At 39.2% G+C, this 18,586-nt stretch carries 17 protein-coding genes; 10 read left to right on the top strand and 7 right to left on the bottom strand.

Features of this window, described 5'->3' with window-relative positions:
• Window positions 1–172: 172 nt before the first annotated feature.
• Complete coding sequence (holA, locus tag FWE37_05025) at window positions 173–1,138, top strand: DNA polymerase III subunit delta (protein MCL2520347.1); 966 nt, start codon at window positions 173–175, stop codon at window positions 1,136–1,138.
• Between the two features lie 20 nt (window positions 1,139–1,158).
• Here holA and FWE37_05020 read toward each other — a convergent pair whose 3' ends face one another.
• Complete coding sequence (locus FWE37_05020) at window positions 1,159–3,753, bottom strand: N-6 DNA methylase (GenBank protein ID MCL2520346.1); 2,595 nt, start codon at window positions 3,751–3,753, stop codon at window positions 1,159–1,161.
• A gap of 176 nt (window positions 3,754–3,929) precedes the next feature.
• On the opposite strand from FWE37_05020, the gene FWE37_05015 reads away from it, so the two are divergent.
• Window positions 3,930–4,664 (top strand): hypothetical protein, encoded by a 735-nt coding sequence (locus FWE37_05015; GenBank protein ID MCL2520345.1) that lies wholly within the window; start codon window positions 3,930–3,932, stop codon window positions 4,662–4,664.
• The gene (locus tag FWE37_05010) at window positions 4,661–5,329 is read left to right on the top strand and encodes a hypothetical protein (GenBank protein MCL2520344.1); all 669 of its coding nucleotides are present in this window, start codon (window positions 4,661–4,663) and stop codon (window positions 5,327–5,329) included. The genes FWE37_05015 and FWE37_05010 overlap by 4 nt, the downstream gene beginning before the upstream one ends.
• 76 nt (window positions 5,330–5,405) lie before the next feature.
• Here the strand turns inward: FWE37_05010 and FWE37_05005 are convergent, their stop codons facing one another.
• Complete coding sequence (locus FWE37_05005) at window positions 5,406–5,975, bottom strand: hypothetical protein (protein ID MCL2520343.1); 570 nt, start codon at window positions 5,973–5,975, stop codon at window positions 5,406–5,408.
• 96 nt (window positions 5,976–6,071) lie between these two features.
• On the opposite strand from FWE37_05005, the gene FWE37_05000 reads away from it, so the two are divergent.
• The 4 genes from FWE37_05000 to FWE37_04985 all read left to right on the top strand — a co-directional run bounded on the left by FWE37_05000 (window position 6,072) and on the right by FWE37_04985 (window position 9,815).
• Window positions 6,072–7,682 carry a LysM peptidoglycan-binding domain-containing protein gene (locus FWE37_05000; GenBank protein ID MCL2520342.1) on the top strand — a complete coding sequence of 537 codons (1,611 nt, stop codon included), beginning with the start codon at window positions 6,072–6,074 and terminating at the stop codon, window positions 7,680–7,682.
• A gap of 82 nt (window positions 7,683–7,764) precedes the next feature.
• On the top strand, window positions 7,765–8,109 hold the full coding sequence (locus FWE37_04995) for a hypothetical protein (GenBank protein MCL2520341.1): 345 nt from the start codon (window positions 7,765–7,767) through the stop codon (window positions 8,107–8,109).
• Window positions 8,110–8,245: 136 nt separating this feature from the next.
• Complete coding sequence (pepT, locus tag FWE37_04990; protein MCL2520340.1) at window positions 8,246–9,466, top strand: peptidase T; 1,221 nt, start codon at window positions 8,246–8,248, stop codon at window positions 9,464–9,466.
• Between the two features lie 46 nt (window positions 9,467–9,512).
• Window positions 9,513–9,815: a hypothetical protein gene (locus FWE37_04985; GenBank protein MCL2520339.1), complete on the top strand. Its 303-nt coding sequence runs from the start codon at window positions 9,513–9,515 to the stop codon at window positions 9,813–9,815.
• 213 nt (window positions 9,816–10,028) lie between these two features.
• Here FWE37_04985 and FWE37_04980 read toward each other — a convergent pair whose 3' ends face one another.
• The gene (locus FWE37_04980) at window positions 10,029–10,622 is read right to left on the bottom strand and encodes a DUF4230 domain-containing protein (GenBank protein ID MCL2520338.1); all 594 of its coding nucleotides are present in this window, start codon (window positions 10,620–10,622) and stop codon (window positions 10,029–10,031) included.
• A 295-nt stretch (window positions 10,623–10,917) separates the two neighbouring features.
• On the opposite strand from FWE37_04980, the gene FWE37_04975 reads away from it, so the two are divergent.
• The 3 genes from FWE37_04975 (at window position 10,918) to FWE37_04965 (ending at window position 13,561) form a co-directional block, all read left to right on the top strand.
• Entirely contained in the window at window positions 10,918–11,406 is a 489-nt protein-coding gene (locus FWE37_04975) for a hypothetical protein (GenBank protein MCL2520337.1), read from the top strand.
• A 349-nt stretch (window positions 11,407–11,755) separates the two neighbouring features.
• Window positions 11,756–11,908, top strand: coding sequence for a hypothetical protein (locus tag FWE37_04970; GenBank protein ID MCL2520336.1), 153 nt, complete (start codon window positions 11,756–11,758; stop codon window positions 11,906–11,908).
• Window positions 11,909–12,187: 279 nt separating this feature from the next.
• A complete protein-coding gene (locus tag FWE37_04965) occupies window positions 12,188–13,561 on the top strand; it encodes a hypothetical protein (protein ID MCL2520335.1) in 1,374 nt (457 codons plus the stop codon).
• Between the two features lie 151 nt (window positions 13,562–13,712).
• Here FWE37_04965 and FWE37_04960 read toward each other — a convergent pair whose 3' ends face one another.
• From FWE37_04960 to mgtE, 4 genes are all read right to left on the bottom strand, one after another.
• Window positions 13,713–14,327, bottom strand: a complete 615-nt coding sequence (locus FWE37_04960) for a hypothetical protein (protein ID MCL2520334.1) — start codon at window positions 14,325–14,327, stop codon at window positions 13,713–13,715.
• A 143-nt stretch (window positions 14,328–14,470) separates the two neighbouring features.
• Window positions 14,471–15,568 (bottom strand): DNA alkylation repair protein, encoded by a 1,098-nt coding sequence (locus FWE37_04955; GenBank protein MCL2520333.1) that lies wholly within the window; start codon window positions 15,566–15,568, stop codon window positions 14,471–14,473.
• 11 nt (window positions 15,569–15,579) lie between these two features.
• Window positions 15,580–16,998 carry a restriction endonuclease gene (locus FWE37_04950; GenBank protein MCL2520332.1) on the bottom strand — a complete coding sequence of 473 codons (1,419 nt, stop codon included), beginning with the start codon at window positions 16,996–16,998 and terminating at the stop codon, window positions 15,580–15,582.
• 58 nt (window positions 16,999–17,056) lie between these two features.
• Window positions 17,057–18,439 (bottom strand): magnesium transporter, encoded by a 1,383-nt coding sequence (mgtE, locus tag FWE37_04945; GenBank protein ID MCL2520331.1) that lies wholly within the window; start codon window positions 18,437–18,439, stop codon window positions 17,057–17,059.
• Between the last annotated feature and the right edge of the window lie 147 nt (window positions 18,440–18,586).

Raw genomic sequence — 18,586 nt, 5'->3', positions numbered from 1 at the left:
TTTGTAAACCCACTCTTCATCTGCCTCTCTTCTTTTCCACATTTTGGGCAAATCGGCCTCTTCTCTGCTTTTTCTTCCATTCCTTAGTTTATCATTTTAGCTATCTTTTGTCCATTCCTACCTTATTACTGTTAGTTGCTTAACCGCCCCTCATTATGCTAAACTAACATATATGGCTAAAATTCCGGCTACCATCGCTAACCTTTACCTCTTACTTGGGCCGGAGGCCGGCGAAAAAGCCAATCTTATTAATACCCTAGCCGCTACGGCTCAAAAAACACATGGCGAGCTAGACCGTTACAAATTTTACCCCTACGATTTAGAGATGACGGGCCTAATAAGCCTTATCAGCACCAGTTCGCTGTTTGGCGGGGCGCGGTTTATTGTGCTGGCCAATTTTGAAGCCTTAAAAAAGCCCGACCTTGATAACTTAACCGCCGCACTTAAAAAACCACAGGACGACCTATATATTATTTTAACCAGCGACGGTTTTAAGGCTGATAAAAAGTTGGAAAACTTATGCCCGCCGGCTAATAAAAGAATTTTTTACGAACTGCGTGCGGCCGAACGTGAACGTTTTGTGGAAAGTTTTTTTAAAAAGAATAACCAAGTTATCAGCCGCGAAGCCATTGACCGCTTGTTAGAACTAATAGAGAACCAAAACGAACTTAAGGTAGCAATGGAGGCCCTGCTTAGCTTTTATAGCGGCCAAGATATAAACGAAGTAATGGTTGATGGTTTAATTGTCAGCAGTAAAGAGGTATCTATCTTTACCCTCTTTGAAAGGCTGGCCCTGCGCGACAGCAGCGCCCTAGAGGTGCTAAACAACCTTGCCTTAAACAGCGAAGGGGTAGGTGTGCAAACCTTAACCGGCCTAACATGGCAATTTAGGAAGTTACTTAATTTAAAAGAGCTGGCTGCCGGCGGTACGGTAAGCGATGAAACATTACGCAACCTAGCCATTATTGGCAAAAAGAGCGGCGATTTATACCGCACCGCCCTGCGTAAGTACAGCTTAACCGAACTAAAAATGGTAATGGTAAAACTTAACGAGTACGATGAGCTGCTAAGAAGCGGCCTTAACCCGCAGCTGCAAAGGTTAGCGCTGGATAGCTTTGTGCTGCCGTTGGTAAAATAAATTATTCGAGATAGGCTTACTTATATTTTTAGACCTGCATTTACCTCTATAACAACATTTAATTTATCAATCTTTTCTTTATATACTGCTATATTGTTTTTTATTTCCTGAAGAAGATTATATCTTTCAACAATTTCTTGTTGCCCCTGAATATCTATGTTACCCATATCGTCAATAGGAATAGGTATTTCTATATTAGATATTCTTTTACTACCAAGTCTCTTATTAGACCTTTCCCCTTCTTTATGTAAAGGTAAAATATTATTAAGCACACAATGCAAATAACTTAATAATATTTTATCTTTATATTCCTCTTTTAAAAATAAAGCACCACAGTGTGTTGTCATTGAGAACTTACCGTTTCTTAAAAAAACTGTTCCTACATAAGTCCCATCTGTTGTCCAAGTTAAGCATTCACAATCATAGTCATAAGTATTAATATTAGCAATAATTCCATCATCAAAAGTTTGTGACGAATAAACTGGGTAATCACCTTTATGACTATTCATAAATTTTTTAGTATACTCACCTTTTCCTTTACTTATTGTAAAAATAGAGGAAATTTTTTTAGGCATATATCTTGTATTTAATTGAGAACCTTTAATTGCATTTGAATGCTCATGAATTGTATCAGATACTTCACTCAATAAATCTGAAAACTCTTCAGCTGTAATTAGCTCACTTTCTACTGTTACTCCTAGCTCAATTTTTTCTTGTTCAGACCAATCTTTATCTATAATCCAATGATTTTCTATATTATTTGTAAATCTTTCAATATTTTGGATTTTACATCTTTTATCAGTATTATTAGCAGTAATATATTCCTTACTTCCTTTAAAAGCATTAAATAAACTAACAGCTTCTTGTAAATCATTTTGCTCAATGTCAAAGCGGTTATTATCTCTGCTTTCACCTATCTCACTACATAAATAAGTAAAAACCGGATCAACTTGTTTTTCCGATATATTATTTTTTTTAGTAACAGCCAAAACATAAGTTTTTTTAGGAGTAGTAAAAAAAGTTTTCACTGGTAATGATATAATGGCATCAATAAAACACTCTTCTAAAATAAATTTCCTCAAATTTTTGTCATTTTGTCTATTAAATATCCCATCTGGCACAACTATAAAAGCTTTGCCGTTGGGTTTTAATGCCCTAATTATCCATTCCATAAAAAGCCCTTCAACACCTATTCCATTAATTTTATAGTAGTTCCTAAGGACTGTGTCTTTAGTTATTTCTTCCTTTAGGTTGCTACTACCACTGGTTACATAAGGAGGGTTTGTCAGTATTAAATCATACACTTCTTGTATGGGTTCCGATAAGGTGCCTAAAATTGAATTGGTTTTTAAAATAAAACTTTCATTAAATAATGTAGCAAATTCTTGTGTATATTGGTTTTCTAATATAAGTTCACTAAAATAAATAAGCATATTTGCTTTAGCTAAAATAATAGTCTTTTGTTCATCTTTATCAAACCCTTTATCAAAACCGACTATTTTAACTTTAGACGCTATTTTTCCGTCTTTTACCTCAAATAAGGTATTAATATTATCTTTAATATATTCAAGTGGAAATTTACCTACTCCACAGGCAGGGTCGCAAATAATCATATTGGGTTTTAATTCACTTTTAGCCATCTCATTGATAGCGCGCACTACTTTTATAGGGGTAAAAAATTGTCCCCAATTTTTTTTGCTAATACTTTCTTTTAAAAAACTCTCAAAAAGTTTACTTTTAAAATCATGGTCAATATGCTCTAACTTTCCATAATCTCTGAATCTCTCTAACACTTTTCTAAAAACGGTACTATACCCACTAACAGCTTTTTGGTCTTTACTAACAAAGATAGTCCCATTTATTATGGTAGTTCTATCAGTAGGGTTTTCAGGAAATTTCTTTTTAATTTCTGGCCTTACAGCAGTAGCATAATATTCCAAAACTTCGTTATCGTCATTAGTTTTATATCTATTTAAAAGATCGTTAAAACTATAAAAACCCTGTAAAACTCCCAAATCACTCAAATATTTAAAAATGAAAAGTTCAACAAATGTGTAAAGGCAATTTTCTGCTGTAGCTCCGCTTACACTCCATATATCTTGCCATATTGATTTAGCAAGAGAAGTTGGGGCTATTAATTCTTGAGGTAAAATCTTATCATTTTTATCATTTATAGATTGAATTATCTTTATTATTACTTTTTGTAAACCTTGGTCTTTACTATTAAATAAGTAATTAAAATCACTGCCATCTTCATTTTTTATATTATTACCAGTTAATACATTAACCCATACTGTTTCTTGGGTATCAGTAGCAATAATTAATTTAGCCCCTATTTTTCTAGCTACATCAAACTCTTGCTCAATAGCGCTATCTTTTTTACTTTGAGTATTAAATTGATTAGGAGACTTATGCTCAATTACAGCGATCACTTCTTTCTGTTTGGTAATTAAAGCATCTACCTTTTTACGGGCAACATCACCATAATCGATATTGCGTAAAATACCAGCTTCTTTTAAGGCATTTATAGAAGTGGCACCAATATTATAAAAATTCCAAGTACCAATTTTCTCCGGGTTTCTCAACAAATCTCTTTGTAATAGTTCTTCACTCATAATTTAGTAATTTCCATTGTTGACGATTATCTTTAATTTTAGTATAGTCTAAGTTTTAGATATTGTAAACAACCTATTCCAAATGCTTTTATGTTTTAATAAATGAATTATTTAAGTATGATGATTCTAGGTTATCTTTGTACTTACGGCAAAAATTTGCTATTTATTAGGAATAAATGAAAAAACTACTCTTTCTAATCATCATCACTTTACTCATCGTGCTGGCCTTTCTTTGGCAGGGCGATTGGATTAACCAGCTGCTCTTTGGGCGGGTGCAGCAGGTTACCACTCAGCTCACCTTAGAAAACATTACAGATCTTGAGCAGCTGGAAACCGCCTCTATCACTCAAGAGTTTTTATTTCCCTACGATTTTATCCCCAGCCCTTACCCTAACTGGACGCAGTTGCGGGCACGTATGTTAACTACTCCTTTATTAAGAAACAGCGATTTTATGGGCCTTACCCACGAAGAACTTATGGTTATCGTGCGGCAACATAATTTACCTTTTACAGAGACCGAAATTAGGCAATATAGTTTTTATATGGCTATTTTAAATTTGGGCATCGATTTAAACCGGCAAGGGCAGTTTTTCTTCCCGCTTGTTTTTAGGGCCACAGCCGGCTTTAACTTAACGGAGGGCTGGCTAAGCCGTCAAGATGATGTTATTACCATAAGACTGCCCGAAGCTGCCATCTTAAGCTACCATATAGAAAGCGGCCTTTCGGTGCGGCCGGGCTGGCCGCCGGTAGCCCTTACCCCAGAGTTATGGGGGGCTTTAGTAGCTTATTTGCAGCCGTTAATGAAAGAGCAAGTAACGGCCGATTTATTAACATTGGCTACAGATAATGGCCATACTATCTTGAAAAGCGCCTTTTTTAGTGGTATAATTATAGAAGAGGAAAGTGAATGAAAGCGATAATACTAGCCCTGCTTTTAGCGGCAACTACTACAACCTTGCAGGCTATTATCCCGCCCGGCGGCGATATAGTAAGCATTTGGGACGATTTAGATAATGGTTTATGGGGAAGGTCTATTAACCGCAGTATCCGGCGCACTGTTTACGAGCGGCAATTTAGGTTAAGTAGCACTTTTTATGTAAGCAACGATATTGGCTATTTTTTAACGGCGGTAACCATTAATGTGGCCGTTGTAAACCGCTTAGAGCAAGCTATGCGAGATAACCGCTCGCTGATGATAGGGGAATTTGAGCTAAGTATCGATGAAGCTGTAAGCACTTTAACCACCCCGGTTTATCGTTTGGTGAGCCGCCGCACAGGGTTGGATACCAGCTTTGCTTTTGTAAAGCCGCCGGCCACTATGCTGCGTATGATAGAGGCTTTTTACCAAAATGACCCTTTTAACCGCGAAATAGTAGTAGATTATTACCGTAATAACTATGTAATAGCCATTTATGCTGCCGAAAACATCTTTGAAAGCTGGCACCAGCAAATTACTTTACCCGATGCCATGATAATGGCCACCTTATTGGGCGATAGGTTTCAAAAGATGTGGGGAGTGCACGATGGCAACGCCTTGCTTGAACGTATAATGAACAGATTGCCTGCCGCTCGTTAAAAAAATAGTTTAATAAATCCCCATACAATCAAAAACCTATGGTTTGTGCCGGCAAAGGGGATTTATTGGTTAAGCTTTAAGACAGCGTTATTATCTCTAAATAAGCGGCTATGAGGTCTATCGCGGCCTCTATTACCGCATTATAGCCCCATTCATCGGTAATAAAAGATATTTCTTCTGTTATTTCGGTGCCGCTTGCTAAACCTGCTTCGGCTACCTCAGCCTCAATGTCGGCCGACCAATCTATAATCAACATCTTAAAGATAGCTCTATCGGTAAAGTTTTGGCCGTCAAAGAAAAAATGAATTTCGATACGAATATCCAGCCAGCTGCCGGCCGCAAATTCTTCTTCCGGTGGATAAAGGCGGTATTCATTAGCCATAACTAAAACGCCTTCGCTAAAACTAAACCAACTGCTGGGGGCTTGGTTAAAGCTTACCGCAGCGATAAAATCGCCCTCTACCCAGTAAAAATTATCGGTATCCCAATAATCATCGTAAAAATCTAGCGTATAATCACCAAATTGGGCCATTAAAGCCTCAAAAGCCCTTTGGCCGGCGGCCTCTAAATTATCGGCTTTAAGGTTATGAGCGGCTAAGGCCGCTAAAGTAACGCTAAGCAGTAAAAATGTATGTTTTTTAATCATAATTCCTCCTTAATAAAAGTTTAGCCTATAGCGACCGGTTTGTCAATAAAATAAGCCATATAAAGGTGTACTTTCATTTACCCGATAATATAAATAATGCTCGCTAAAGCTCATCAACCTAAAGTTAAGCACTATCCCGGCTATTTAAGACGGCCTAAAAAAACCGCTAAAAAGCGGACAATATTTATTTTTTTAGCTATTTTTCTGCTGGCTTTGCCGGCCGTAACCCTTTTTAGCTGGCTTAACTTAACCAATAACTATATTAATTTTAATTATAGCCTAAATATTAAGCCGTTGCCTTTAATGGCCGCTCAAAATGCCGGTGATGTAGTTATCCCCATTAATTACCACATTGTTAGGGCCGGCGATAACCTTAATACTTTAGCTGCTGCCTTTAAGATTACTCCGCAACAACTAGCTCAGTTAAATAATTTAAACAGCCGTCATCTTAAAGCCGGCGCCGTATTAATTTTGCCGCAGCAAGCCGCCGTTACTGGGCAAAGTTATGTGGTGCAGCGCGGCGATACTTTAAGCAGTATTAGCGTACGTTTTGCCGTACCGCAAAGCAATTTAGTGATGTTAAATAATCTTGATAGCCTAGAACTTTCGCGCCGGCAGCTTTTGCAGCTTACAGCTAACCACCCCCTTAACTATGTAGCTAAGGCCGGTGATAGCCTAGAAAGTATTGCCGACCGCTTTGAACTAACGGTAGACCAATTAATGCAATACAATGCCTTAAACACTACCGAGATTATCGCCGGTACCGAGCTTATTTTGTTTAACCCCGTTTTTATGGTTTTTAATGACGAAGTATGGCAGCCGCAAGCTAACCGTGAACTATGGCAAGCACGGGTGCCGCCACCGGCACAGATGGTGCCGGCCAACTTTTTACCGGCTAATCCGGTTTTAAGGCCGGAGAGTCAACCTTTGCCTTTTGATGGCCGCAGCGATAACCTTACAGTACAACAACGCTTTACGATGGCGCAAACTTTATTAACCGGCTTTAACCGGCAAATAGAGCAGGCCGGTATGTTAAGTAATGTTTTGCAGGGGTATACTATTGTGCTGGATAGCGGGCATGGCGGGCGCGACCCGGGCGCTGTGGTAACTAAAGAAGTAAGCGGCGAAGTTAAAACTTTTTATGAAGCCCAATATAACTACGATGTGGCTATGCGGCTTTATGCCTTACTTAAGCGGCACGGGGCGCAGGTGCAGCTAACTAATATTTCGCCTAGTTATACTATCCGCAATAACGATATTCAGCAAACTTTTGCCAACACGCAAAACGCCGTCTTTAATAACGAAAGAGAGGGTGATAGTATGGGTGGCGGGCTTTGGGTGCTTCGCCGCCGTTTAGAGATAACCGGAAATTTATTAAAAAATATCACTATAGACAGACGAATTTTTATTAGTATCCATAACGATTCCAGCCCGCATACACCGTTAGGTTTGGTAGCTGTAGCCAGTAACCCAACGCAGCACAGCCTTAATTTAGCGCAGGCCATTATTGATAGTAAAGGGCGCGGCACAATACGCCGGGGCTCTTTTATTATGGTTAATAATAATCCGGCCCCCGCCGCCGTTTTGGTAGAGGTAAGAAATTTAGTGCAAGAAGATTTTGAGCTGGTAAACAGTTATTTAGTACGGCAGCAAGATGCCGAAAAAATAGCGCAAGGCATTATTAACTACGTAGCGGCTAAAAATTAGCCTTAAGTAGTAAAATATTATTAAAAGATAGCTTGTTTATTAGGCCGCTAACTACTATAATAAAAGCTATAAGGAAAAAAAGATGAAACAAGCCGGTAAAACACAAGATTTATTACAAAAATTACCCAAAGAAGGTTTTATTAAAATTGGTGTGCCCGATAAGGCCCCCGATGTTTCGGCCGGTGATAAAGTAGCTTTGCTGCGTAAAGGGAATATTTTATTTAACGAAGGCAATATCGAGCTGGCCTCTAAAATATTTTTAAATTTAAACTACACCGATGGCATTGTACGGGTTGGCGATTATTACTATAACAAACACGAATATATTAAGGCCATCAACCTTTTTAAGGCCGCTAAAGATGAAGGCCGTGTGAGTAAAACCGCCAAAAAAATGGCCGACGTGTTAAGCGGTTTACTGGCCGAGTAAAACAACTTACCACTTTACGGCTCAAAATTACTTAACTTAAAGCTTTACAATTTTATTACCCTATAGTAAAATGGAGTGGTAAGGGTTTGTTATCTTTACAAGTTAATAAGCTTAATACCATATACGAGGAGATACGATGGATTTACAAGCCGATTTATTAGACCGTTTTATTAGTTATGTTAAAATAGATACCCGCACCAATTTAGCCAATGCCGGTAAAGTTTACCCTACCTGCCCCAATCAGTTGGCGCTGGCTAAAATGCTGGCCGAAGAGCTAAAAGGGCTTGGCTTAGAGGTATATAACGATGACAAAGCCTTTGTTATAGCCCATTTAAAAGCTAACAGCGGCACCGATAATCCGATTGCTTTTATGGCCCACCTTGATACGGCCGAAGACGTAACGGCTACCAACGTTAGCCCGCAAGTATATAAAAACTACGATGGTAAGGCTATCAAGTTAAAAAATAACATCATCATAGACCCAGCTGCCGACCCTTATTTGGGTAAATACAGCGGCGATACCATTATTACGGCCGATGGTACCACGTTGCTTGGGGCCGATGATAAAGCCGGTATAGCGGCCATTATGACGGCCATTAAATATTTGGTAAACAACCCGCACATTAAACACAACGGCATAGAGGCTGTTTTTACCCCCGATGAAGAAGGCGGTAACGGTATGGCCAACTTCCCGCTAGATAAACTGCGCAGTAAAACAGCTTATACTTTAGACGGTGATGAACTGGGTTACCTAGAGTACGAATGTTATAACGGCAGCTATGCCATGATTAACTTTAAAGGAGTACCTATCCATCCCGGTACGGCACGCGGTAAAATGGTTAATGCTTTAAGTATGGCGGCAGCCTTTATTAATTTAATACCGCGCAGCGAATCGCCGGAAGCTACCGACGGTTACTATGGCTGTTACTGGCCGCAAGAATTAAAAGGCCATACCGAGCAAGCCACCCTAGAGGTAATTTTGCGCGACCATAATGCCGCTGAAATTGAGCGCCGTGCCGCCGCCTTGCATAGCTTTGCCGCCGCCGTAGAGGCAGCTTTTCCTCACGGTAAAATTACTGTAGAACTAAAAGAAGAGTACCGTAATATGCGCGAAGCTATCGAAAAACAGCCAGAGGTAATGCAAAACTTACTAAATGCTGTAAAAAAAGTAGGGGTAACCCCTATTATTAAACCTATTCGCGGCGGGACAGATGGGGCCAAGCTAACGGCTTTGGGTGTGCCTTGTCCCAATATTTTTACCGGCGGCCATAACTTTCATGGTTACTGGGAGTGGTTAAGCCTGAGCAGCCTAGAAAAAGCTTGCTTAGTAGTGATAGAGCTGGTAAAGGGCGAATAAATTATATTTTTTAATAAACCATTTGGTTATGTATTTAGGCAGCCAAATGGTTAAAAATTATAGTTTGCCTTTAAAGCTGTTGAAGAGAGAAAATAATGAAAAAATTGTTGATAATGTTGGTTGCTTTAGTGGGTTGCCTTCGGGACCCCATTCCGCCTCAAGCGGCAACTACTTTAACGATATTTTGAATAATACTGTATTAACACAAGAGCGAGATAATAATAGCGGTATACTTGCGTCTTTTGGCAATGTTCTATTTAAAGAGGTAAGCGCAGAGCTTGGAATGTTTACCAGAAATGATGCCGATACTATCGCCCGAAATTTTAGCGCCAGGGGCTTTAGTGATTGAGCGTTGCCAAGCAGCGAAAATATGACACTGTTGTTTGACAATTTACATCGCATACTGGAGTAGTAGCTTTTCTGCCGGTGGTTTCGGGTTTTGGGACGGGACTTGGGTACCGTCTTATAATAACCTGCCGGGAAGCGTTCACGCCGTGCGTGAGTTTTCTGTTGATTAAAATAAGAGAATGGCTGAGCAACATATTTAAATTATGAAAAGAAATTAGTTAATAACTACATCAATGTAACTAAACCCTAAAGCCGCTAGATGAGTGGTAAAAAAGAGAGTGGCGTTGTTTTGTACCCGTTGTAATATACCATCGTTAAGGGCTCTGGCCGTTACTTCGGCAGTTTCGGCCTCTATGGCCGGTAAAAAATCGGCCAGCCTAATAGTTGTTAGCGGTAGGCTCCAGTTATCAAAGCTGTAAATGGTTTCGTCTAAGGCAGTTACACTAAAAATTTGCGGGCTGCCTAGTTTAACGGTTACGCTCTCAAAATCGTTATAAATTAGCTCAAAATTATCTTCTAGGCTAATACCGGCACGCAGCCGGTAATGTACCGCAAAAAGCATCCGGTTTACCGGCACGGCCACGCCGAATACCCTCTGGCTGTTCTCGATGTTAAAAAGGGCGCGGTAGTCGTATTCGGCCAGTACCAAGCGGGACTCGGCTCTTAAGCTGCGCTCCAGGCCATTTAAAGCTACTTGGCGGCTGTAGTCGTAGTTATTATGGTTAGTTACCAAAAAGTAAATTAAAGCTACTAATAACATTATTACCGGCGGAGCAACTAAATAAAAAGCTAGGCTTTTTTTTCTCATTACTTAAAATTAGCATAGTTTGCTTTGCTTTTCAAGAGTAATGAGTTTTTTAAAGCTTGACATTATAACAAAACTATCCTAAAGTATACTAGGATGGAATACCATAATAAATTAGAATTGTTTTGTAACTACAAAATAAAGAACTTAGTTTTTTGTGTAGCTTGGGGCTAATCAAACGGCCAAAGCCTTTCGATTTTGTGGCTTAGTGTGCTTTTCGCGGGGCAAAGAGCTCTTTTGTTATATTTCTTTCAGTTATCTTGACAACTCGGTAAAATAATATTAGTATAGCCAAATTATGATTAATAAAGTCTTTAAAAATATACCCTTTATTTGTGTGGGGCTGTGGGTGCTTTTGTCTATCAGCTGCGATTCAGCTTGTAAAATAACTTTGCAAATTACTAACAATACCGCAGAAAAAGGATTTATTACTTTAATAGATAAAAACGGTGGTTTTATGCATAGTGAGGTAGCGGCCGGGCAGACAAAGCTTTTTGGTACCGCTATAATGCAAAATATAGTTATTGTTTATATTGAAGGTGAAGTAATTGCCGGTATTTTTAGTTTTAGAGAGTACGACCATTGGATTACCTCATCACATAACGTTATTATTACTATGAGCGATGAGTTTATAATAGAAAATGATAGATTAAATGTAAACGCTGCTTTTAATTATGGCCGGAATGGCTATGACTTTGCCGGAGAAAAACGAAGTTTTTACAGCTACTTTGGGTTAGACCGCACAGGGCAATATCAAAATATTGATGATATCTTATCAACTAGGTAACCTAGCCTTAAAGGTAATTCCTTACCTATAGCTAATGTTTGATATAAAGTCATAGTAAAAGCCAAACTTTAATAGGCAGTGCTACAATAGAATAGAAAAGTTAAAATCTTTGTAAATGAAGAGGTAAACAGAGAGTTCAACCATGAATACAGATTTGCTGGAAGAATAGCTTTTTCTGACAAATCTGGCTAAATAATGCCTTAAAAACCTATTAGTTCTTTCCACAGTATAAGTATAAGCTTTGCCCATTTTATGTTTATTATTGGGCTATTTATGTTAAGTCCCATTGCCGACCTAGATTTTTAATGACTTTAGCGAGACTATCCTCGCCTTTTTTACCCTTATCACGATGCCGTTAAGTTACAGCATTACCGAAGGTATTGCCTTTGGTATTATTAGTTATGTAGTTATTAAGTTATTTAGCGGCAAGGCCAGACAAATTAAGCCGGCTACCTATATTGTAGCGGCCCTATTTTTAGCTATGCAGTTTTACTTTAACTAGCCGCTAGCGGCTTTTATAAGGCATTTTCTCAACCCCCTTTTAACAAAGGGGTTTTTTAGTGTGCTGTAAGTCTATAAGTACATTTAGCTAATATACGGCATAATTTTATTATTTAGCATAACAATACTTAGAAATACATAGATATATTACAATTTTGTGAATAAACAAGTTGTTATATCTAAAATATCACTTATAATGCTTGATTTTTTGCAATTATTAGGGTATAGTACTTTAAGTGTAAAAAATACCTTTAAATGGTATTTTTTAAGGAGGAAATATATGGAAAAGTATTTAAAAAATTTATTATTAGGATTACTCATACTTCTATCGTTTGTGGCCTGTCGTACAGGTGGAGGCAACGCTTCCAGTAGCGCACCTGTTGTTTCGGTCTTTGATCTTCCTTCACCTCCGGAGGTTATAGGGGCTGTAATAGATAGCGCGCCAAATATTTTGGCTGCTAATGTGCAGTTAGCTTACACCCTTAACGGCCTTCCCGTTAGTAGCGGGGACGTAGCTAGGGCCAGTGATAATATTATGGTAGCCATTGTGGTAGCTTTACCTGCTTTTACTGCCGCCGTACAAAATACCGCTATAGAGAATGTGCGCTCTCTTTTTGACAGTAACTTACCCAATGTAATTGTTACCGCCGGCAATAACCTTGTCTATCAGCTGCCAATTACGGCACAAGTCTTTGAGCTACTTATGCGGGAAGCTATTGCGAAAATGTACGCCGCCAGTGATATTACGGTAACGGCCATTAATTTTACGCCGCAAGCCGTTAGCTTTAATGTTATCTTTACCTCCGGCACCACTCCTAGCGAGGCTACGGTACGCGAAGAGCTGGCAGCGGAGGCTTTAAATTTACTAAGGTTTACCCTAACCAATGCGGGTAACTCAACAAGCGTCTCACTAAATTTTAACGGCCATCCCAATAACGGCGTCTTAACCGTTGGCTTAGTTACCATAAGGCCGCCAAGAATGGACAACTGGCCGCCCGAAGGCTTTAGAGAGCCTGTACAAGCCGAAATTGAAGCATTTTTAAATTTACACCGCGGTAATACAGCTATTACTAACAGTCCTATGTTGCGTGATGGCGCTTGGCGTGATGTACCTCTTACTAGGGGAGAAACTGCCGGTACCGTAACTAGAGTTAATACACGGCGGGTAACCTTTGGTAACTTTGGTGATATTGAAAATGCCGGCAATATGCTTTTAAGCACCACTGTAGATGGTAACGGCAACCCTATTTATGCCTTTAGGGTAATGTTAAATAATTTAACGGAAATGCCTTTTACCAACAACGTCCTTAGCCCCGGCCCTAATGCCGCTGACGCTGGTAATACCTTTGCCGGTATGGTAATGAACCCATTAACCGGCAATTTACCGCCACCGCCAGTAGACCAAGAGCGTATGAACCACTGGTACGATTCGCAAAATTTACTGCTGCCGCAGTACCATAGCCGTATCTATTTTTTTAGGATAGATATAAATGAGCACGGTAATCTTGCTGTGGTGGGAGTAAACTATACCAATTTTGATGTAAACGGCCAGCCGGGAAGTTCTTTTCAATCAGAAATTGGGCCTAACCAGATAGGGCCAAGTATTGCCGCTACCTTAAATAACGTGCTAACTTTGTTTTTTTGGCCGCGTTAGTAGGATAGTTTAAAGAATACTGGTAACTATTTGTAGTTACCAGTATTCTTTAAGGTTGGTTTGGTAGGGAAAAAGGTTAGGTTTAACTAGCTATTTATAGGCACTGCCCCAACTCCTTTTCGTTAATAAAGAGGGGTTGGGGCGGCTATTTTTATTTTTTCTTTAATTTATCAATACCGTGCTTATGTAAAAAATCTACCCACTCTTGTAAGCCGGCGGTAATAGTTTCTTTATCTTTAAATTTGGTTAAAGGAAAGGCCATAACGTACATTTTCCCATCATCTTCGGGGTCTTTTATAATTTTAGTACTTTCATTTTTATACATTATATCGGCATCTTCAAATAGGCCATGAAAATCTAAATTCCAGTATTTATCGCCTAAAACAAAAATAAGGCGGGTTTGAGCCTTATTTACATCGCCAAAACTTTCAATATTGGTCCAATTTGTGTTGCCGTCATACCTGCCGGTATCGCTTTGGATAACAATCGAAAAATGTAAATCGTCTTCACTTATAAAATTAAATTCGTATAAATGCATGTTAAGCCAATCCCATGCCAATCGGTTATCTATCGATGTAGCTTTATTGCGTACCGGCGCCGGAGCAGGCGTAGACCATCTAGGAAAGCCATAAATTTCGTCTATACCAAATTGGTTGCCAATATACTTTACTAAATCGAGCACTTGCTGATTATACTGGTAAAGTAACCTAAAGCTTTTACGCACATCGCAAAGCATATTTTCTGAAATAACACTAATATTGTTCATTGTAAAATCCTCCAATCTAGGGAATAGCTATACTTTAGTTTTTCTTATAGATATAACATCACTTTAATAGATTGTAATTTGATAATTACAATTTGTCAAGCAAAAATAAAATAGTTTTTATAGTTTTTAGTATCTTTAAATAATTATTCAATTAACTCAATATCTAAGCTCACTCGCTCTACCCCATTAACAATAAGGGTAAGGGTATGCACTCCGGGATAATGTTTACGGGTACTTAAATTAGCAAAGGAGTGGTTTTTGCTGTAAAGCTTGTCTTCACCTGCTTTTAACGTAACTTCAGATATTTGAAAAATTTTACGGCTGGTTTTACCATTTGCCTTAACATAATCTACAGTATACTCCAGCCTCACTTTAGCGGCTTCTTGGCTTAAAATAGTAAAAGAAAAATTTACATCTTCGCCAATGGTCAACGAGGTTTTATCTAAGGTAAAACCTCCGGTGGTAATAGCTAAAGCATTGTTAAAGCCAAAAATAGCCAGTACCTCGCTGTTGCCTTTTTTAAGTAAAGTGCGGCAGCCATGTTTAACAATCCAGTTGGTGCGCTCGTTATCGCCGTACCACTCTTTAGCCAGCTTGGCCACTAAAGCCGGGTGAGTTTTAGATATATCGTTTAAATTATTGGCCACACTTTTGCGTACATATAACGACGGGTCGGCCTTTAGCTGCTCTAAAATAGGCAAGATGGGTGCCGGGTCTTTTTTGTATTTAGTTAGGGCTTGCCCCCACGGTAAGGCCGGACGGCAGCCTTCGCTGGCCAAACGGCGTATATGTTCGTTTTCGTGCCGTGCCCAAGCCAACATTTGGGCCAGCATACGTTCTTCGTAGTTAATAATAAAAGGCCTTACGGCAAACTCGGCCGAGCCATATTGAGTGTACCTTGCCAAAGCCGCCATCGATATATCCCAGTTTTCCTCAGCTTGGCCATAAACCTCGACAAAATCGGCAAAGATAACGCCAAAAAAGCCATTTACCCAATCATTATGGCTGGCTAATACATCATCGATAACCTTAAGCGCATCAGGGTAGTTAGCCGGTAAGTATTTACCTAAATTTAGGCAAATTTGGCGGCCACGTGCTTTTAACTCTAAGTTTACCCAGCTTTCGTCCATTGTCGATTTTAAAAATTCTTCGGCCTTAAAAAGGTTGTAAACCGTTTTAATATTGGCAGCCAGTTGGCTTAACGACTTATGATTGTACATATCTTTGAGTAGTTCGGACATTGATATTTCCTTTAGTAAGTAGTATTTATGTTAAACATTTTTAAAGCATCCGGCAAGTTATTAATAAATAAATCTTCTACGGTAATAATACAAAATTTTTTAAGTCTTTGGTTAAATAAATCGAAACCCTCAAGATAGCCTAAGTTGTCGGCTTCGCTGTACATACCTTTCGTGAATTGCCCAGTAAAACCCATAAAAATACCAAAATCGGCATTAAATTTGCTTATACTATCTTTAAAAGCCCGTATTTGTGCCATAGAAATATTTCCGCCTTTCACTTCGATGATAGCTTGTACCTTTTTACCACTGGGCAAGGTGTAGGTTACATGACCATCTATCCCGCCATCACCAGTCTTTTTAGTTTGATGGCCACGCAAAATATACTCGACAAGCCATTGTTCAAATTTAAATTTGTTATCTTGGGCCAATTTTTCTGCGCCAGCTAAGTCACGCGGAAAGCCTATTACTTCATATTTAGCCTTTAAAGGTTTTAAACGCTTTTCTTCTACTAAGGTAACGGCTAAATGGCTAATATCTACGCCCAGCCATTTACGGTTTAATTTCTCTGCTACGGCAACTGTAGTACCGCAGCCACAAAAAAAATCGGCTATTAAATCGTTTTCTTGGCTACTAGCTTTAATAATACGCTCAAGTAAGGCTTCTGGTTTTTGAGTGGGGTACCCTAAACGTTCTTTAGCAGAAGGAGCTATCGGTTGTAAATCGGCAAACCAATCATCTGGTTGCCTTCCCAATGGGTGTAAACTTTGCTGCCCAAAATCTTTGCCGCCGCGTTTATTACCTATTTTATAAGAAAACCTTTTAACAGTTTCTTCAGCATAAGGCATACGCACTTCATCAAGATAAAATTTATAGTTCTCTGTTTTACTGTATCTAAAAATAATATCATGCCGCTTACCAAAATCGAGTTTAGGGTAACCAGCCCCGCGATAACACCATACAATCTCATTTCTAAAATTTTTTTCACCAAATATTAAATCCAGCACAATTTTTAAGTAGTGGCTCATTGTAGGGTCGCAGTGTAAATATAAGCTACCGCTATCTTTTAATACTTTACGTATATAATAAAGCCTATGAGCCATCATCGTAAGGTAACTCATTTGAGCAGTTGTAAAAATTTCACGGTTATTCTCAAAAAAACGATAGAGCTTAGGCATATCGGTATAATCTTTCATCTCTTCAAGCTCGTGTGAAAGGTCCGTGTTACTCCACGTATCACTAAAAGCCTCTTTACCTGCCTTAATTTTATCACCTTCATCGGTAATTAAATTATCATATAATATATTGTAATCGCGATTGCTATTGAAAGGAGGGTCGATATAAATTAAATCGATAAACCCTTGCAGGTACTCTTTGCTTAATTGTTTTAAAATATTAAGGTTATCACCATAATAAAGTTTGTTTGTAGTCATTACCAATTCCTAAAATTTGTTTGCCGGCTGATTGTATGAAAGTTGTATAGCTCACCGCTTACAACAAATACCCTAAAAATAACCTTACCAAACTAAAGTAAATAAGCAGGGCCAGCACATCTTTAATAGTGGTAATAAGCGGATCGGTGCCGGCGGCTTGGTCAATGTGTAATTTAGCAAGTAGGTAAGGAATCATAAAGCCCAAAAAGCAAGCCACCGTCATGGCAATAATTAACGAAAGGCCAATAGCTAAACCTAGTTGCGGTATGCCCTGCCATAACCACGCTATTAAACCAATGATGATGCCCACCACAGCGCCCATACTAAAGCCAACGGTAACCTCTTTTAAGATATGCCGCCATAAGGTCTCTTCCCGAATGTGGCCCAAAATCATGCCGCGTAAAAAGATGGTAGACGATTGCACCCCAACGTTACCGCCCATACCCATAATAACCGGAATAAAAACGGCAATAAACACTACCTGTTCCAGCACATCTTCAAAGGCGCCGATAACGCTGCCGGCAAGCAGGCCGCCGCCTAAGGTTAAAAATAAAAAAGGTAAACGCACGCGCCATATTCGCCAAATAGAGCCATTAATGAGGGTGTTACTTTGTTTAGATTGGTCTTTTGCAAGACCGGAAGATATACCGGCCTTACCCAGCATATCTTCGGTAGCTTCGGCCTCTAAAATATCCATAGCATCGTCAACGGTAACAATGCCCACCAGCGTATCTTGCTCATCTACCACTGGAATAGCCAGTAAATCGAGCTTTTGTAAAAGGCGGGCTACCTCTTCTTGGTCGGTATCAAGCTGAACGGTAATTAAAGAAGTTTTCATAAAATCACTAACTTTGGCTCCGGGCTCGGCGGTAAGTAATTCGCGTAACGAAAGTGCTCCTACCAGTTTTCCTAAGTTATCGGTAACATAAATTATGTAGATAGTCTCTTTTTCTTTGGCCCTTTCCTTAACTTTTTCTAAAGCTTTGTGGGCCGATATATGAGGGGAAATATTGACATACTGCGTAGTCATAATACGGCCGGCCGTTTGCGGCTGGTGGCTCATTAATAAGTTGGTAGATTGCTGCTCTTTAGGCGATAACCCCTCTAATAACTTATCGGCCTCTTCTTTGGGCAAGTCATCAAATAAACGCACACGGTCATCGGGCGGCAGTTCTTCCACCAGCTCTTGGGCTTCTTCGCCCTTAAAGCTATCGATAAGCTGGTGCTGGTCGCTGGTTGCTAACTGCTCAAAGATAAAATAAGCTTTATCTTTAGGTAACAAAGGAAAGATGATGGCTTGTTCTTCGGCATTAAGTTCTTCTACGGCCTCTAGTAACTCCAGTTGGTCTATTCCGGCTAAAAAAGCCTTTAAATTGTTACTGCTGCCCGCGGTAATTTTACTTTGTATAGCATCGATAAGTTTTTGTTGATTATTCTCCATATATTTTTATGCTCCGGTTTTACTAATATACCATAACGAACTTAGCTATGGCAAGACAATAAAGGTAACTATCCCTTTATAGGCACCAACAGTATTTATCGATGACTAGCTAGTCTAGCAATTTTATCTAGCCAAACCAACCTTAAA

Source organism: Spirochaetaceae bacterium (genome assembly GCA_009784515.1).
Classification (GTDB): Bacteria; Spirochaetota; Spirochaetia; order WRBN01; family WRBN01; genus WRBN01.
Note: the sequence above shows the minus strand (reverse complement) of the source record. Positions and strands in the feature narration are given on the sequence as shown.

Bases quoted from the DNA above. Each gene is read 5' to 3' on its own strand.
- holA (MCL2520347.1), top strand. From the start codon at position 173: ATGGCTAAAATTCCGGCTACCATCGCTAACCTTTACCTCTTACTTGGG.
- FWE37_05020 (MCL2520346.1), bottom strand. From the start codon at position 3,753: ATGAGTGAAGAACTATTACAAAGAGATTTGTTGAGAAACCCGGAGAAA.
- FWE37_05015 (MCL2520345.1), top strand. From the start codon at position 3,930: ATGAAAAAACTACTCTTTCTAATCATCATCACTTTACTCATCGTGCTG.
- FWE37_05010 (MCL2520344.1), top strand. From the start codon at position 4,661: ATGAAAGCGATAATACTAGCCCTGCTTTTAGCGGCAACTACTACAACC.
- FWE37_05005 (MCL2520343.1), bottom strand. From the start codon at position 5,975: ATGATTAAAAAACATACATTTTTACTGCTTAGCGTTACTTTAGCGGCC.
- FWE37_05000 (MCL2520342.1), top strand. From the start codon at position 6,072: ATGCTCGCTAAAGCTCATCAACCTAAAGTTAAGCACTATCCCGGCTAT.
- FWE37_04995 (MCL2520341.1), top strand. From the start codon at position 7,765: ATGAAACAAGCCGGTAAAACACAAGATTTATTACAAAAATTACCCAAA.
- pepT (MCL2520340.1), top strand. From the start codon at position 8,246: ATGGATTTACAAGCCGATTTATTAGACCGTTTTATTAGTTATGTTAAA.
- FWE37_04985 (MCL2520339.1), top strand. From the start codon at position 9,513: ATGGTTAAAAATTATAGTTTGCCTTTAAAGCTGTTGAAGAGAGAAAAT.
- FWE37_04980 (MCL2520338.1), bottom strand. From the start codon at position 10,622: ATGAGAAAAAAAAGCCTAGCTTTTTATTTAGTTGCTCCGCCGGTAATA.
- FWE37_04975 (MCL2520337.1), top strand. From the start codon at position 10,918: ATGATTAATAAAGTCTTTAAAAATATACCCTTTATTTGTGTGGGGCTG.
- FWE37_04970 (MCL2520336.1), top strand. From the start codon at position 11,756: ATGCCGTTAAGTTACAGCATTACCGAAGGTATTGCCTTTGGTATTATT.
- FWE37_04965 (MCL2520335.1), top strand. From the start codon at position 12,188: ATGGAAAAGTATTTAAAAAATTTATTATTAGGATTACTCATACTTCTA.
- FWE37_04960 (MCL2520334.1), bottom strand. From the start codon at position 14,327: ATGAACAATATTAGTGTTATTTCAGAAAATATGCTTTGCGATGTGCGT.
- FWE37_04955 (MCL2520333.1), bottom strand. From the start codon at position 15,568: ATGTCCGAACTACTCAAAGATATGTACAATCATAAGTCGTTAAGCCAA.
- FWE37_04950 (MCL2520332.1), bottom strand. From the start codon at position 16,998: ATGACTACAAACAAACTTTATTATGGTGATAACCTTAATATTTTAAAA.
- mgtE (MCL2520331.1), bottom strand. From the start codon at position 18,439: ATGGAGAATAATCAACAAAAACTTATCGATGCTATACAAAGTAAAATT.